This is a genomic window from Brucella sp. JSBI001 (assembly GCF_026014005.1).
In the GTDB taxonomy this organism is placed as follows: Bacteria; Pseudomonadota; Alphaproteobacteria; order Rhizobiales; family Rhizobiaceae; genus Brucella; species Brucella anthropi.
Window position 1 is genome coordinate 2,633,480 of record NZ_CP110339.1, and the last position, 14,991, is coordinate 2,648,470.

Consider the following 14,991-nt stretch of genomic DNA (forward strand, 5'->3'; position numbering starts at 1 on the left):
GGCGCTGAGCATGAGTGACACGACGGCAACGGAAAAAGACGGTAAGGCGAAAGGCTCCCTGACGGGGCTGCTGGCGGCCGTCGCGGTTCTGACCGTCATCGCGGGCGGTGGCGGCTGGTATCTGGGCGGCATGATTTCCGCCGATCAGCTGGCATCGGCCAAACCTTCCGGCAAGGAAGACAAGCCGAAGCAGGGCGACTTCGAATCGCGTTCCATCGGCACCGTCGTGCCCCTGCAGCCGATCATCACCAATCTCGGCATTCCGCAGAACACCTGGGTGCGTCTCGAAGCCTCGCTGGTGGCAAAACCGGGCCATGAAATTCCGGCGGCGGTGGCGGCAAGCGTCGGCGATGATTTCCTGAGCTTCCTGCGCAGCGTCAACCTCATGCAATTGCAGGGCGCGGCCGGGCTTGCCTATTTGCGCTCCGATTTGGAAGAACGCGCGCGCCTGCGTTCGGAAGGCGCTGTCGAACGCGTTTTCATTTCGGCACTGGTCGTAGAATGAAAAAACTTCTTGGTCTTGGCGTTCTCCTGACGCTCGCTCTCACCGTTTCCGCGCAGGCGCAGCAGCCGCTGACGCTCGACAATCTGCTGCCTGCGGGCAGTGGTGCTGCGAGCGGCCAGATCGTGCAGTTGTTCGGACTGCTGACGGTGCTTTCCATTGCGCCTGGCCTGCTCATCATGGTGACGAGCTTCACGCGTTTTGCCATCGCTTTTTCGCTTTTGCGTTCGGGGCTTGGTCTCCAGACCGCGCCTGCCAGCATGGTGATGATCTCGCTTGCCCTGTTCATGACCTTCTATGTCATGGCGCCCGCCTTCGACCGGGCCTGGAACAATGGCGTGCAGCCCCTGATGCGCAATGAAATCACACAGGAAGCTGCATTCGGTGAAATATCGCAGCCTTTCCGTGAATTCATGATGGGGCAGGTGCGCGACAAGGATCTGCGGCTCTTTGAAGATCTCGCCGATCCGTCTTTCCGCACCGGCGATGATGGCATCGTTGATTTCCGCGTGCTGGTTCCAGCCTTCATGATCTCGGAACTGCGGCGCGGTTTTGAAATCGGCTTCCTGATCGTGCTGCCATTTCTGGTGATCGACCTCGTCGTGGCGACGCTCACCATGTCGATGGGTATGATGATGCTGCCGCCGACGGTGATCTCGCTGCCGTTCAAGATTCTGTTCTTCGTGCTGATCGATGGCTGGAATATTCTGGTCGGAAGCCTCATACGCTCCTTCTCCTGACCCATTTTGGTACGCTTCGAACCGTGCCAGTCAAGTTTCTGCATCGGAATCCGCGAATCCGTTAAATTTCGACTGAATAAATTAGCCTTTATTTAATGTTTGGGTTCTAACTGTCGGCTCATGGTGGGTTTCCGCGCGTTACGCGGCAACAGGCATGATGCCGCTCCACCATGCCGGTAATCCAAAACCCGGCCTGTCCCTCAGATTGTTTTTCCCAAGGGGCAAAAAACTATGGCTAGCATTCTTACAAATTCGTCGGCTCTGACCGCTCTCCAGACGCTTTCCTCGACCAACAAGGCACTGGAATCGACCCAGAACCGTATCTCGACCGGCCTCCGCATTTCGGAAGCTTCGGACAATGCTTCGTACTGGTCCATCGCGACGTCGATGAAGTCCGACAACAAGGCCAACTCGGCTGTTCAGGACGCTCTCGGCCTCGGCGCAGGCAAGGTCGATACCGCTTATTCCGCGATCAACAAGATCCGTGAATCGGTTGACGACATCAAGACCAAGCTTGTTTCGGCTCTGGGTGCGAGCACGGAAGACAAGACCAAGATCGAAACTGAAATCAAGTCGATCGTTTCCAACATCAACTCTGCTCTCAGCAATGCCAATTACGCTGGTTCCAACCTGCTGAACGGCCCGACCGCCGATCTCGACGTTGTTGCTTCGTACAATCGTTCTGGTGCTACCGTCACGGTTGACAAGATCACCGTTGCCGCTGCCGACACCGATGCGAAGACCATGGTCGCTACGATCGTGGGTACGGGTTTCTTCACTTCCGGCTCGGACGACGCTGCTATCGGCACGGCTCTGAACACGGTTGAAACCGCTCTTGCTTCGCTGGCTACCGGCGCAGCGACCCTCGGTGCAGCCAAGTCGCAGATCGACAGCCAGAAGAGCTTCCTGTCGGGTCTTCAGGACTCCATCGAAAAGGGCGTTGGCACGCTCGTTGACGCTGACATGAACAAGGAATCGGCACGTCTGTCGGCTCTGCAGGTTCAGCAGCAGCTCGGCGTTCAGGCTCTGTCGATTGCCAACTCGTCGAACCAGTCGATCCTGTCGCTGTTCCGCGGCTAATCGTAACTGAGTAGACAGCAAGGGCGCCGGGTTGCCGGCGCTCGCGAGTTCTCAGGTAAATCAGGGGTTCGCATCCGAACCGACCTGATCGGATCGGATGTCTTTGGGCGGAAAACGGGGCGCGGGATTTATTCCGCGCCCCAATTCTTTGCGCTCATTTCTGTATTAAAGCGTGTCGCGTTTTATCGTACTCTTACGACCCGCTTTAAACTTTTGTTTATGCATGTCTTTATCCCATCGTAGCGGGACCAGAAATCAGTCCAGTGGACTGAGTCCCCCGCGAAGGCGGTTCCCACTTTTGGGAGACATGCATTAGAAAGCGCTTGCTTCATCAGCCGCCACTTTCGCGCAAGCTTCGCGGGCTAGTTTGCATCCATCATTATGGCGGTGGTGTGGATGCAGCAGAATTTCCAGCAATTGATCGAACAGCTCAAGGGTACGCTCGGCAAGCTCGGCGCGCGAAAACTCATCGCGCTCGGACTGGTGGGCGCGGCACTCATGGGCGCGATCCTCTATACGAGCATCTATCTGAGCCGCCCATCCTACGAGACGCTCTATGTCGGCCTTTCGCGTGACGACGTGAACCGCATGGGTCTTGCGCTCGGTGAAGCAGGCATTCCTTTCGACGTGAAGGCTGACGGCTCGTCCATCCTCGTGCCCATCGGCAAGGCTGAAAATGCCCGCATGTATCTGGCTGAAAAGGGCCTGCCGACCTCGAACAATGCCGGTTACGAGCTGTTCGACAATATGGGTTCGCTCGGCCTCACCTCGTTTATGCAGGAAATCACCCGCGTGCGTGCGCTTGAAGGCGAAATCGCCCGCACCATCCAGGCCATTCGTGGTGTGAAAGCCGCGCGCGTTCACATAGTCATGGCAGAAAAAGGCTCGTTCCGTCGTGGCGACCAGAAGCCGTCCGCCTCGGTCGTCATCCGCGCCGAAGGCGGCTTTGCTGCCGAATCCGCACAGTCCATCCGCCAGCTGGTCGCTGCCGCCGTCCCGTCGCTCGATGCTTCCGCCGTCACTGTTCTCGACACCAACGGGCGTCTGCTGGCATCGGCTGGCGAAGCTGCCAATGGCGCAGCCCTCATGACCGCCTCGCTGGAACAGCAGGTTGCAGGCAATGTGGATGACAGCATCCGCAAGGCGCTGGCGCCTTATCTTGGCATCGGCCATTTCCAGACAAGCGTTCAGGCCGTACTCGATACGGACCGCCGCCAGATCAACGAGACGACTTACGATCCTGAATCCCGCGTCGAGCGTTCCGTACGTGTTGTCCGTGAAAGCGGCGATTCCCGCAACAATCGTAACGACAATGCAACCGGTGTGGAACAGAACATTCCGCAGGAAGAAATCCAGAACCGCAACGGCGAAAGCTCGACGGAAAAGACCGACCGCCGCGAGGAGCTGACCAATTACGAAATGAACAGCAAGACAGTCTCCACCGTCAGCGACGGCTATGCCGTCAAGCGGCTGTCCATTGCCGTGGTCATCGATCAGGCGCGCCTTCTGGAAACTGCGGGTACCACGCCGCCGCCTGCCAATTTCGTCGATCAGCAGATCACCAAGATCCGCGACCTCGTTGCAACGGCTGCCGGTCTCAATGCGGATCGCGGTGATGTCATCAATGTGACGGCGGTAAACTTCCTCGACCCTGCCGGTGCCGATATGGAGCCGGTCTCCACGCCGTGGACTGATACTGTGCTTCGCCAGAGCGGCTCCTATGTCAATGCGCTTGCAATCCTTGCCGCCGTTGGTCTCCTGATCTGGTTCGGTCTGCGTCCGCTGCTGCGTGACCAGAATGCCAAGCCAACCGGCACGGAAGTGGCAGTCCGCGAGACGAGTGAAGTGGCAATGCCGAATTTCGTCGGCGGTCAGGCGGCTGGTGAAGGCGTGCAGGCTGTCATCGGTGGGCCGGAGGCCTATGCCGATCAGATGAAGACCAGCCTCAGCGATCTTCGCCAGCGCATGCGCATGCCTGCCAAGCTACGTCTGGAGCAGATGATCGACATGGATGAGGAGCGCGTCGCCTCCATTCTCAAGCAGTGGATTCACGAAACCGCCGCCAGCCGCGAAGCCCAACCATTGAGGGAATCGGCCGTAAAGGCTTCGGCCATGCCGGAGCTTGAGGCGGCCTGACGATGAGCGCGCTTTCCCTCAGCCGTTATCTTCCCGACTTTTCGACCCATCATATCGAGGATGAGGCGATCGAGATCATTGCTGCGCCTGCGCCGCAGATGCCGCTGAAAGACACACCCCCGCCGCAGGCAGGCGGCGATGGAGCGAAGCGTCCCGTTTCGGCTGAGAAAGCCGCCGCTGCCGAGCAGGCCGAAGTCGCCGCCATCATCGCCATCGAGGAAGAAAAGCGCCTGGCATTCGAAGCAGGGCGTGAGGACGGCCACCGGGAAGCCCAGGCGCTTTACGAAGCTGAAAAGACGCGGCTTTTGCGCGAGCATGAGGCCGAGATCGAGACATTGCGCGCTGCATTTTCGCGTGAGCAGACCTTGCTCTTGGCGGGTAGTCTGACCGAAGCGCTGACCGCGCTTGAACGAAACTTTTCCGGTCAGATCGCCGAAATCCTGATGCCTTTGCTGGCGGAAAAGATGGAGCGTGAGGCGGTCGCGGAATTTGCGCGGCGCATTGCGGCGCTGGCGCTCGATGGCGAAGCACCGGAAATCTCCGGTCCGGCGCGACTGATTGCGCCGCTTCGCGATCATGCGGCCCTGTTGCCGCATGGTTGCCGGTTTTCAGAAACCGGGGCGGAAGAACTTTCCTTTTCCTTTGGCGACCGGAAGCTTGAAACGCGCATCGCGCCGCTTCTTGAAGAATTGAAGGCTGCGGTTCAATGAGCATCGATCCCGAAACCAAACGTGAGATCATCATTGTTCGCCGGGGCGGGCACGACGATCATGACAGCCATCATGGTGGCGTATGGAAGATCGCCTATGCCGACTTCATGACTGCAATGATGGCCTTCTTCCTCGTCATGTGGCTCATCAATGCCGCCAATGAGGAAACCAAGGCAGCGGTTGCCAGCTATTTCAACCCCGTCAAGCTGATGGACCGGCATTCAAGCTCCAAGGGCGTGCAGGACGTCGAGGAAAAAGACGGCAAGGTTCGCTATGAGAGCGACCAGAAGATCGAAAACAGCACGAAGGTCATCAACGATACGACGGTTGCGCCGCCAAGCGACCAGGAAGAGCGCCAGCTTTTCCGCGAACCCTATGCGGTCCTCTCGGAACTGGCTCATGAAACCGGTGTTCTGCAGAACCAGTCGGCCAAGGGCGATGGCGGTACCTCGCAATCCGGTCCGGCAACGGGTGCCGAAGGCGGTGAAGCCTATCGCGATCCGTTCAGCCCGGATTACTGGTCGAGCAAGGCTGTCGATGACCTGACCCCGCCCGATGCTGCGCCTGCCGCACCACCCAAGTCGGAAACAGCACAGCCGAAGCCGGAGGAAGCTGCAAAGCCTGCAGAAACGCAGGAGCAGCTCATTGCCGACCTGAAGAAGGCAGCTGAGGGCGAAGCCGCGAAAGACGGGGTTGAGGCGAAGAAGGCCGAGCCAATGCCGGATGTGACGGTCGTTCCGGTCGATGGCGGTGTGATGATCCAGCTCACCGACAAGATCGATTATGGCATGTTCACCATCGGCTCGGCCAAGCCGGATGCGCGGGTGGTGCAGATGCTGGAGCGTATAGCGCAGGTGATTTCCCGCCAGCCGGGTGAAGTCATCATCAGTGGGCATACGGATGCGCGCCCGTTCAAGAGCGCGACCTATGATAACTGGCGTCTGTCTTCGGCGCGGGCGCAGATGGCTTATTACATGCTGGTTCGCGGCGGGCTCGATGAAAAGCGTGTGCTGCGCGTTGAAGGCTATGCTGACCGTCAGCCCAAGAACGCCAGCGATCCGAATGCGGCTGAAAACCGCCGCATCGATATTTTCCTGAAATCCGCTCCATGATGCAGCTCGCCATGCGCTCTTTGCTGGCATGTGTTGCAGGCTTCTCCCTGATGGGAGCGGCCTATCCAGTCTTTGCGCAAACGCAGGCACCGGCTGAGACCCGCGCGCTGCCGGTGCTGGAGCCTTACAAGCTCGTGCGTTCGCTGCGCATGCTGCAGGATCAGGTCGTCGCCGGAAAACCGGAAGCAGTGGTGATGCTGAACAAGCTTCTGGGCTTTGTCAGCGCGGATATGGGCCGAGCGTCGAATGACGTCTGGAGCAATCCGGAAAATGTCTACGCGGCGATCATCTATCTCTTCAACGGCGGCAATCCGGAAGCGGTGCGCAAGGTTCTTGCCGACCTCAAGACCGATGCCGTGCCGCCGGAGCTGGTCAAGGGCGCATTGGCCTATGCTTCCGGCCAGACGATCGAAGTCGTGAAGCTTTTCTCGGTGCCGCTTTCGCCTGATGTTCCGGCGGAACTGCAGGCATCCATCGTGCTTGTCACCGCGAGCCAGATGACCGCCTTCGACCCAGCGACGGCCTTGATGCGGCTTGATCAGGTGCGGCTCGATGCGCCGGGCACCTTGTTTGAGGAAGCGGCAATCCGCCGTTCGATGCCGATTGCGGCCAAGCTCGGCGATGCCGACAAGATCAGGCTCCTGTCGCGCAACTATCTCCAGCGCTTTCCGCGTTCGCCCTATATGCGCGATTTCATGGCGCAATTTGTTGATGCTGCGGTGAAACTCAACGACCGTATCGGCAATGCGGAGCTGGCAAAACTGATCGGCTCTGCTGATCCGGTGATGCAATATTCGCTTTATCTGCAAATCGCGCGCGGTGCGCTCGTTGATGGCCAGACGGAACGGGCGCGTTTCATGTCGGCAGAGGCGAAGAAACTTGCTGACAGGCTGAAGGCCGACCCTACCCGCGCCAATCTTTATGCGGCGGCAAGCGATGTGGCTTCGGATTCGGCGGGCAGTGCGCTGCGTGAACTGTCGCAGATTTCACCCGACAAATTGCAGGAGCGTGACCGGAAATTGTTGAAGGCCGCTGAAGCGGTCGGCACGGTGGTTACACGCACTCCAGATGCTTTGCCGCCTGCAAAACCCGCTCTCACCGAACGGGATGTGCCGCCAATGGCAGTGGCGGATTCGCAGGAGCATGAGGCCGTAAAACCTGAGCCGACCCCGGCGGCGGTTAGCATGAAGCCGGTCAAGAACCAGCCGGAAGACGATTTGCAGAAAACGATGGAAGATGCGCGGCGCAAGCTCGCCGAGATCGATGCCTTGCTAGGAAAGACCGTTCAATGAGCATTGATATTTTGCTGAATTCCACCAGCCGACTTGCTTCGCTCGCCCGAAATTCGGGTCCTTCCCAGGCAAAAGCCGAGGGCGAGGCACAGGATAATGCTGACCCGGTAAAATTGTTCAGTTCGCTTCTCGAAAAGCCTCAGGGCAAGGTCGAAAAGAAGAGCGACAGCGAAGCCAATGCGGGTTCGGACGAGACAGAGGCGAAGGATGAGGAAGGTTCAAAGCCGGTCGCTCTGTTTGCCCTGCCACAAAATCTCCTTTCTTTGGACGCTTCTTCGCCTGAATTGAAAGGGGCAAATCACAGTTTTTCCACGCCGAATACTGCAAAAAACGACACAAATGCCCCCGATCCGCTTTCTGCCTTAATTAAAGACATCGATCCGAAACAGGTCGAGGGGCAGGGGCGCGAGCTGCAGGCCGATCTGAAGAAGCGTACGCCTGAAACAGTGCCTTCGAAGGCTGCAGCAATCCCGACGGCCAGCACCAAACCGGATCAGGCAATCAATCAGGACGCACTGAAGGCTACTGGCGACAATCAGGCCGAAAACACTTCGGACGATCTCGCCAGTCTTCTGAAAACTGATAAGGGGTCGGCACAGCAGCAGTCGGGTCAAATGCCTGACAGAACCGATATCCAGCAGCAGCCACCCGCAAAGGGTAACGCGCCTGCAGACATCAAGGCAGCCACCACGCCATCGCAGGCAGCAGCCCGGATAGCCGACATTCAGGTGGTTTCCGAGCGCAGCTTCGGAACGGTCAAGACCTTGCAGATCAGGCTCGATCCGGTTGAGCTTGGAGCGGTGACGGCGCGTATCCGTGTGGCGTCGGAAGGTATCGAGGTGCATCTCGTCGCTGAAAAGACCCATGCGGCGGAAGCGCTCGCCGCTGACCGCTCGATGATTGAGAAAGCACTGAAAGCGGCGGGCATTGCAGACGATGCGAAAATTTCGGTGACAGTCGCTGACCGCAACGCGGCAGGTGCCGTCCAGCAGGCACAGGCATCGCAGAATGCGAGCCAGCAACAGGCGAGTGGCCAGCAACCGGGCCAGCAGCAAGCTTTCAACATGCAGCAGGGCTTCGACGGGCGAAACGGCGCTGAGGCACAGGCGGGTTTTATGGGCGGCGAGGGCAGGCAGAATGGCGAATCCGGTCAGGCAGGACGCGAGCGTTCGGACATGCAAACCGCTCAGGACAGCGGGAGCGGCATTTCTCGCAATGATGGCCGCGGCCTGGTTGTCTGATAGCAGCCCGGCCCGCGCCGAAAATATCTGCGAGCGTGAAATGCACCGGGCATCCGCCCGCTACGATGTGCCGCTTGGCATACTCTACGCGGTCGGCCTCACGGAAACCGGTCGCAAGAACTCGCTGCAACCTTATGCGATGAATATTGAAGGCCGTGCCGAATTTATGCCATCGCAAATGGCGGCGGTAAGACGCTTCGAGGAAGTGCGGGCCGAAGGTGCGAAGCTGGTCGACCTCGGTTGCATGCAGATCAACTATTATTATCACGGCAAGGAATTTCCGTCGGTCGCCGCGATGCTGATGCCGAGCCTCAATGTTGATTATGCGGCGCGTTTTCTGCGGCAGCTTCGACAGCGCGAGGGCAACTGGACGATGGCGGTTGCGCGCTATCACGCAGGCCCGAACAACGACCCCGCCCAGAAGCGTTATGTCTGTCGCGTGATGACGAATATGGTCGCCACCGGCTTCGGAAACTGGACGCCACAGGCGCGAAGCTTCTGCTTCGGCTGAACAGGGATCCCTTGGAATTTTACAGGTTGTAACAGAACGTCAGATACACCCGGCTTGCCTATACTCAACCTATGATTGCCGAGCCCGGTGGGCGCTAAATTAGCACGTGGATTTTTAAGCCCTTGTAAAGAATCGTAAAAGTTCGTGAGCCGTTAACATCTGGTTAAGGTTCTTACGGCTAAAGAGGTAGGCGCATTGCAATCAGTGCGATTCCCATTAAATTAGAATATACTAAATTACCTCCCAATATATTGCGGGCAATTAATTGCCATTGTTGCTGATTCCTCCTGCCAGTTATTCCTATCGTGCTTGGGCTAACATATTGATTCGGAAGGCGGGCCGATGATTGTTGTCGTAGACGACAGAGACATAGTGACTGAAGGATACTCTTCCTGGTTCGGTCGCGAAGGCATCACGACAACAGGTTTTACCCCTACCGATTTCGACGAATGGGTCGAGAGCGTTCCACAACAGGATATTATGGCTGTCGAAGCTTTTCTGATCGGCGAATGTGCAGATCAGCATCGCCTTCCAGCCCGGATTCGTGAACGCTGCAAGGCGCCCGTCATCGCCGTCAACGATCGCCCCTCGCTTGAACATACACTTGAGCTGTTTCAATCCGGGGTTGACGATGTTGTTCGCAAACCGGTGCATGTGCGTGAAATCCTTGCGCGCATCAATGCGATCCGCCGCCGTGCAGGTGCATCAGCTGCTTCCAATGACAGCGGCACGGAGCTCGGTCCGATCCGTGTTTTCTCCGATGGTCGTGATCCGCAGATCAATGGCATCGATTTTCCACTGCCGCGTCGCGAGCGCCGCATCCTGGAATATTTGATCGCCAATCGCGGTCGCCGCCTCAACAAGGCGCAGATTTTCAGCGCGATCTACGGCATCTTCGACAGTGAAGTCGAAGAGAACGTCGTTGAAAGCCATATCAGTAAGTTGCGGAAAAAGCTGCGTGAGCAGATGGGTTTCGATCCGATCGATTCCAAGCGCTTCCTCGGCTACTGCATCAATATCGAGTGATATTGCTGCATCTTCATAATCCCAGTATCGCGATTTCGAGCACATTTCCGGATTTCTGAAATCGCGCCTGTCTCCTCAGTAAAAGCGTAGAAAATCCCGAGGCTACAGTTTCACGCAAGCGTGGTCCATTAGCTTTACCGCGGATGATTGGGTCGGTGTGCCGATTCAGTCGCTCGGTTTTACGAATTCCAGCCCGATGGTTTCGGACTTTGAGCTGGTTGCTACAACTAATCAGGAGCTGCCAATGAGCCTCTACGGTATGATGCGGACCGGTGTTTCGGGAATGAACGCGCAGGCGAACCGCCTGTCGGCGGTCGCTGACAACATCGCGAATGCGAGCACCGTCGGTTACAAGCGTGCGGAAACCCAGTTTTCGTCGCTCGTTCTGCCCAGCACTGGCGGACAGTATAATTCCGGCAGCGTTCTGACTGATGTTCGTTACGGCATTTCCGACCAGGGCGGCATCCGCTCCACATCGTCCACGACAGACCTTGCCATCGACGGCAACGGCTATTTTGTGGTGCAGGGAGCGGACGGCTCGACCTTCCTGACCCGTGCTGGCTCCTTCGTTCCCGACAAGAACGGCAATCTGGTCAACTCAGCCGGCTATTATCTGTTGGGCGCGGGCCCGAACGACCCGGCTGGCGCCCTGACGGTTCCCGGTTTGAACATCATCAATGTCAACAGCGCCGCACTTCCTGCCGAGGCCAGCACGTCGGGCAACTTCACCGTTAATTTGCCGTCTACCGATCAGGTCCCGGCAGCTGGCGAGTTCAATCACAAGACGTCGCTGATCTCCTATAATGATAAGGGCGAGAAGATCACGCTCGACGTCTATTTCACCAAGACCGGCGCGGATGAATGGAGCGTCACGGTCAAGAATGCTGCTGACAATGTGGTGGTTGGCGGCCCGACAGCGCTGACATTCGATCCGACCACCGGCGACATGACGTCTGCAGGTGGCATTGCGGTCGATCTTGGGCCTTATGGCGGCCAGAACCTCAACCTTAATCTGGGAGCATCGACGCAGCGCGCGGGTGACTACACCATTTCGCAGGCGCAGATTAACGGTCAGGCACCATCTGCGGTCAAGGGCGTGGATGTGGCCAATGACGGTTCGGTCGTCGCCATCTACGAAAACGGCACGCAGAAGGTTCTGGCGCGCATTCCGCTGGCCAATGTGGCAAGCCCTGATCGCATGACGGTTGTGAGCGGCAACGTGTTCCTGCCGAGCGCGGAATCGGGCGAGGTCAATCTCGGCTATCCCCAGAGTAAAGGTCTGGGCAAGATCATGTCGGGCACATTGGAGGAATCCAACGCCGATATCGCGCAGGAGCTGACCGACATGATCGAGGCGCAGCGCAGCTACACAGCCAATTCGAAAGTCTTCCAGACCGGCTCCGAACTGATGGACGTGCTGGTCAATCTGAAGAGATAAATCGAGACGATTCCGGGGATGGCAAAGAAGCCTTCCCCGGAACTAGTGGTCTTTGCGATTCCGACATTTGCTCGGCGCCTGTATCAGAGGGACGCAAATGTCGGAATCAGACCACTAGCGCATTGAGAATCCGGACCGTTCAGGCAACAGGCACGGTCCACGCACGCTGGGGCAGTTCCGATATAAGCGGAATTATCAGGGGCTTTCCAAGTGTTTGTTTTAGCCGCATTTCCGGACGCGAGACCGCTTCGCGCTTTTCGGGGATGCACTTGTAGGATGGGGTAAGATGTCGCTTAGTTCTGCTCTTCTGACGGCCAAAAGTTCGCTTGCGGCAACGTCCAAGCAGACCTCCGTTGTCTCTCGCAATATTGCGGGCGCCAACGATCCGGATTATTCCCGGCGCACGGCTTCTCTCGTATCGGGGCCCTACGGTTCTCTTTACGTGGGCATCAGCCGGTCGGCGGATGAAGCCTTGTTCAACAAGTTCATCCAGTCCAACAGTACGGCTTCTTCCTCTTCCATTCTCGCAGGCGGGCTTGACCGCCTTTCGTCGCTTTATTCGGCAGATAATTATTCCGGTTCGCCATCGGCGCTGATCGGCGATTTGCGCGATGCACTCCAGACCTTTGCCGCTTCTCCGTCCAACAGCGCGCTTGGCGACAGTGTTGTTTCCACGGCGCAATCGCTTGCCAATGCGCTCAATGCCGGAACCAAGCAGGTTCAGTCGCTGCGCAATGATGCGGACCGTGAAATCGCGGATTCCGTCGCCAACATCAATGATCTTCTCGCCAAGTTCGAAAAGATCAATCAGGAGATCGTCGGCGGTACGCGCGCCAATCGCGATGTCTCCGACTACATGGATCAGCGCGACTCGATCCTGAAGCAGCTTTCCGGCGAGATCGGCATCACCACCATGATGCGCGGCGATAATGACATGGTCATTTTTGCCGAAAACGGCGTGACACTCTTCGAGACCACGGCGCGCAAGGTGAGCTTCGAGCAATCGACTGTGCTGGCGCCGGGTATTGCCGGCAAGGCAGTGCTGGTGGATGGCGTTCCGCTCAACCACGAGACGTTCGACCAGCCTTATGGAACGGGCCGCCTGAGCGGATTGCTGCAGTTGCGTGACCAGATCGCCCCGCAATACCAGATGCAGCTTGACGAAATTGCACGCAATCTGGTGACGATGTTCGCTGAAAGCGACCAGACCGGTGTTGGCGCGGACAAGACGGGCCTGTTCAGCTGGGGCGGATCGCCGGATGTTCCTGGTGCAGGCCTTTCGGCAGGTATTGCAGGCACCATCAAGGTGTCTTCGGCTTTCGTTACGTCTGAAGGCGGCAGCTCACTTCTTCTGCGCGACGGTGGGGCCAACGGGCCTGACTACAAATACAATACTGAAGGTGGGGCAGGTTTCAGTGATCGCCTGCGTGCGCTCAACGAAGCATTCTCGGAGCCGATGACCTTTAATTCGGTGGCGGGTCTGGCGACAAACTCCAGCCTGACGGACTACAGCTCATCGTCGATCAGCTGGCTTGAAGGCAAGCGCCAGAAGGCCAACAGCGAATTCTCCTATAATGCGACGGTTGCCGGTCAGGCAGACACAGCCCTCTCCAACGCCAACGGTGTCGATATGGATACCGAAATGGCGCTGCTTCTCGATCTTGAACATTCCTATCAGGCATCGAGCCGGGTGCTGACCACGATCAGCGCGATGCTCGACGATCTTCTCAACGCGGTGTGAGGCCAATGAAAGCGCAATCGATTTCCACCTATGGCGCAACGTCAGCCCTGCGAGCCCTTGTGGCGAAGAACAAGGCCGAGATGTTGAAGGCGCAGCAGGAAGCGACCACGGGAACCGTGTTCGATGTCGGCCTGTCGCTTGGCTCCAAGTCTGGCCAGACCGTATCGTTGCGCAAGGAATATGACCGTCTGACCGTGCTGACAGACATGAACAAGCTGGTGCAGCAGCGCATGAATGCGACGCAGACCGCTGCCGGGACGATCATCGAGAACACGCAGAATTTTCTGGGTGATCTGACTGGCGCCAACAATACCGTTGAAAGCGCTGCCACGATTGCAAAGTCGGCAAAGTCCATTCTCAACTCTGTCACCGGTCTGCTCAACACCAGCTATAACGGCGAATATATCTTCGCCGGTGTGAACACCGATGTGAAGCCGGTTGCCGACTATACCGAAGGCAGCGCTGCGCAAACAGCAGTGCGACAGGCGTTTCAGACGCATTTCGGCTTTGCCATCGACGATCCGCAGGTGGCGAACATCACCGGCGATGAAATGAAGGCATTTCTGGAGGGTGATTTCGCCGACGAGTTCAACGATGCCAACTGGGCCGCAAACTGGTCGGATGCATCGGACACGGTGATCAAGAGCCGTATTTCGCCGACAGAAACGGCGGATACATCGATCTCGGCCAATGCCGACGGTTTCCGCAAGACCATCATGTCGGCGGTTATGGTGGCCGAATTTGCAACCATCGGCCTCAACAATTCCGCTTTCAATGCCCTGACTGAAAAGGCGATGCAGACCACGACGACTGCAATCACCGAAACGACGTCGCAACAGACGACGCTTGGTCTCGCCCAGTCGCGCACCGAAGCTGCAACCACGCGCATCGTGGCGCAGCAAAAGATCCTGAACCAGTCCGTTCTCAATCTGGAAGAAGTCGATCCTTATGAAGCGGCGACACGCGTCAACGCTCTGAAGACACAGATCGAAACGTCCTATTCGCTGACGGTTCAGCTGCAGAATATGAGCCTGCTCAACTATCTCAGATAGTTGAGATGAAATGAGGACGGACGCAGCATGATGCGAGCCCGTCCGAACTGATAGACGGAGAAACCATGTATCAGATGCGCTACGAAGATGTCATGAATGACGATATGGCGAGCGCCAAGGAACGGGAGCGGGCATTGTTCGACCGTTCCATCGCAATGCTCGAGGCGGCGAAGGCAAATGGCAGCGGCTCGCGTGAGGCAATTGATGCGACCTATTTCACGACAAAGCTCTGGACCACGATCATCGATGATCTGGGGTCCGAGGAAAATGTGCTGCCGAAGGAACTGAAGGCTGCGATCATTTCCGTCGGTATTTTCGTGCTGAAGGAAATCGAGCGCATCCGCCAGGGCGAAAGCAATGATTACGCCACGCTGATCGAGATCACACAATCGATCCGGGATGGGCTTTGA

At 57.6% G+C, this 14,991-nt stretch carries 14 protein-coding genes; all 14 read left to right on the plus strand.

Annotated elements, in window-relative coordinates; genetic code table 11:
- The first annotated feature begins 10 nt into the window (after positions 1-10).
- The 14 genes from LJ361_RS12435 to flaF all read left to right on the plus strand — a co-directional run bounded on the left by LJ361_RS12435 (position 11) and on the right by flaF (position 14,991).
- Positions 11-505 (plus strand): flagellar basal body-associated FliL family protein, encoded by a 495-nt coding sequence (locus LJ361_RS12435; protein ID WP_010660735.1) that lies wholly within the window; start codon positions 11-13, stop codon positions 503-505.
- Positions 502-1,242 carry a flagellar type III secretion system pore protein FliP gene (fliP, locus tag LJ361_RS12440; protein ID WP_010660736.1) on the plus strand — a complete coding sequence of 247 codons (741 nt, stop codon included), beginning with the start codon at positions 502-504 and terminating at the stop codon, positions 1,240-1,242. Before LJ361_RS12435 ends, fliP begins: the two co-directional genes overlap by 4 nt.
- A 231-nt stretch (positions 1,243-1,473) precedes the next feature.
- On the plus strand, positions 1,474-2,322 hold the full coding sequence (locus LJ361_RS12445) for a flagellin (RefSeq protein ID WP_010660737.1): 849 nt from the start codon (positions 1,474-1,476) through the stop codon (positions 2,320-2,322).
- Between the two features lie 381 nt (positions 2,323-2,703).
- Positions 2,704-4,458 (plus strand): flagellar basal-body MS-ring/collar protein FliF, encoded by a 1,755-nt coding sequence (fliF, locus tag LJ361_RS12450; protein WP_010660738.1) that lies wholly within the window; start codon positions 2,704-2,706, stop codon positions 4,456-4,458.
- Positions 4,459-4,460: 2 nt separating this feature from the next.
- Positions 4,461-5,168 carry a hypothetical protein gene (locus LJ361_RS12455; RefSeq protein ID WP_264811639.1) on the plus strand — a complete coding sequence of 236 codons (708 nt, stop codon included), beginning with the start codon at positions 4,461-4,463 and terminating at the stop codon, positions 5,166-5,168.
- The gene (locus tag LJ361_RS12460) at positions 5,165-6,280 is read left to right on the plus strand and encodes a flagellar motor protein MotB (RefSeq protein ID WP_010660740.1); all 1,116 of its coding nucleotides are present in this window, start codon (positions 5,165-5,167) and stop codon (positions 6,278-6,280) included. The genes LJ361_RS12455 and LJ361_RS12460 overlap by 4 nt, the downstream gene beginning before the upstream one ends.
- Positions 6,281-6,330: 50 nt before the next feature.
- Entirely contained in the window at positions 6,331-7,572 is a 1,242-nt protein-coding gene (locus LJ361_RS12465; RefSeq protein WP_376787382.1) for a chemotaxis protein, read from the plus strand.
- Entirely contained in the window at positions 7,569-8,813 is a 1,245-nt protein-coding gene (locus tag LJ361_RS12470) for a flagellar hook-length control protein FliK (protein WP_010660742.1), read from the plus strand. The genes LJ361_RS12465 and LJ361_RS12470 overlap by 4 nt, the downstream gene beginning before the upstream one ends.
- On the plus strand, positions 8,788-9,324 hold the full coding sequence (locus tag LJ361_RS12475; RefSeq protein WP_010660743.1) for a transglycosylase SLT domain-containing protein: 537 nt from the start codon (positions 8,788-8,790) through the stop codon (positions 9,322-9,324). The genes LJ361_RS12470 and LJ361_RS12475 overlap by 26 nt, the downstream gene beginning before the upstream one ends.
- A gap of 342 nt (positions 9,325-9,666) precedes the next feature.
- Positions 9,667-10,350 (plus strand): flagellar transcriptional regulator FtcR, encoded by a 684-nt coding sequence (gene ftcR / locus LJ361_RS12480; RefSeq protein ID WP_010660744.1) that lies wholly within the window; start codon positions 9,667-9,669, stop codon positions 10,348-10,350.
- A 244-nt stretch (positions 10,351-10,594) separates the two neighbouring features.
- Positions 10,595-11,788, plus strand: a complete 1,194-nt coding sequence (locus LJ361_RS12485; protein ID WP_010660745.1) for a flagellar hook protein FlgE — start codon at positions 10,595-10,597, stop codon at positions 11,786-11,788.
- Between the two features lie 286 nt (positions 11,789-12,074).
- Positions 12,075-13,529 carry a flagellar hook-associated protein FlgK gene (gene flgK, locus LJ361_RS12490; protein ID WP_010660746.1) on the plus strand — a complete coding sequence of 485 codons (1,455 nt, stop codon included), beginning with the start codon at positions 12,075-12,077 and terminating at the stop codon, positions 13,527-13,529.
- Between the two features lie 5 nt (positions 13,530-13,534).
- Positions 13,535-14,581: a flagellar hook-associated family protein gene (locus LJ361_RS12495; RefSeq protein ID WP_010660747.1), complete on the plus strand. Its 1,047-nt coding sequence runs from the start codon at positions 13,535-13,537 to the stop codon at positions 14,579-14,581.
- A gap of 65 nt (positions 14,582-14,646) precedes the next feature.
- The gene (gene flaF / locus LJ361_RS12500; protein ID WP_010660748.1) at positions 14,647-14,991 is read left to right on the plus strand and encodes a flagellar biosynthesis regulator FlaF; all 345 of its coding nucleotides are present in this window, start codon (positions 14,647-14,649) and stop codon (positions 14,989-14,991) included.

What these genes read in the sequence shown, in the direction of transcription:
- fliP (WP_010660736.1), top strand. Translation starts at nt 502, where the DNA reads ATGAAAAAACTTCTTGGTCTTGGCGTTCTCCTGACGCTCGCTCTCACC.
- LJ361_RS12475 (WP_010660743.1), top strand. Translation starts at nt 8,788, where the DNA reads ATGATGGCCGCGGCCTGGTTGTCTGATAGCAGCCCGGCCCGCGCCGAA.
- LJ361_RS12495 (WP_010660747.1), top strand. Translation starts at nt 13,535, where the DNA reads ATGAAAGCGCAATCGATTTCCACCTATGGCGCAACGTCAGCCCTGCGA.
- LJ361_RS12445 (WP_010660737.1), top strand. Translation starts at nt 1,474, where the DNA reads ATGGCTAGCATTCTTACAAATTCGTCGGCTCTGACCGCTCTCCAGACG.
- LJ361_RS12435 (WP_010660735.1), top strand. Translation starts at nt 11, where the DNA reads ATGAGTGACACGACGGCAACGGAAAAAGACGGTAAGGCGAAAGGCTCC.
- LJ361_RS12485 (WP_010660745.1), top strand. Translation starts at nt 10,595, where the DNA reads ATGAGCCTCTACGGTATGATGCGGACCGGTGTTTCGGGAATGAACGCG.
- fliF (WP_010660738.1), top strand. Translation starts at nt 2,704, where the DNA reads ATGGCGGTGGTGTGGATGCAGCAGAATTTCCAGCAATTGATCGAACAG.
- LJ361_RS12465 (WP_376787382.1), top strand. Translation starts at nt 6,331, where the DNA reads ATGGGAGCGGCCTATCCAGTCTTTGCGCAAACGCAGGCACCGGCTGAG.
- LJ361_RS12455 (WP_264811639.1), top strand. Translation starts at nt 4,461, where the DNA reads ATGAGCGCGCTTTCCCTCAGCCGTTATCTTCCCGACTTTTCGACCCAT.
- LJ361_RS12460 (WP_010660740.1), top strand. Translation starts at nt 5,165, where the DNA reads ATGAGCATCGATCCCGAAACCAAACGTGAGATCATCATTGTTCGCCGG.
- ftcR (WP_010660744.1), top strand. Translation starts at nt 9,667, where the DNA reads ATGATTGTTGTCGTAGACGACAGAGACATAGTGACTGAAGGATACTCT.
- LJ361_RS12470 (WP_010660742.1), top strand. Translation starts at nt 7,569, where the DNA reads ATGAGCATTGATATTTTGCTGAATTCCACCAGCCGACTTGCTTCGCTC.
- flgK (WP_010660746.1), top strand. Translation starts at nt 12,075, where the DNA reads ATGTCGCTTAGTTCTGCTCTTCTGACGGCCAAAAGTTCGCTTGCGGCA.
- flaF (WP_010660748.1), top strand. Translation starts at nt 14,647, where the DNA reads ATGTATCAGATGCGCTACGAAGATGTCATGAATGACGATATGGCGAGC.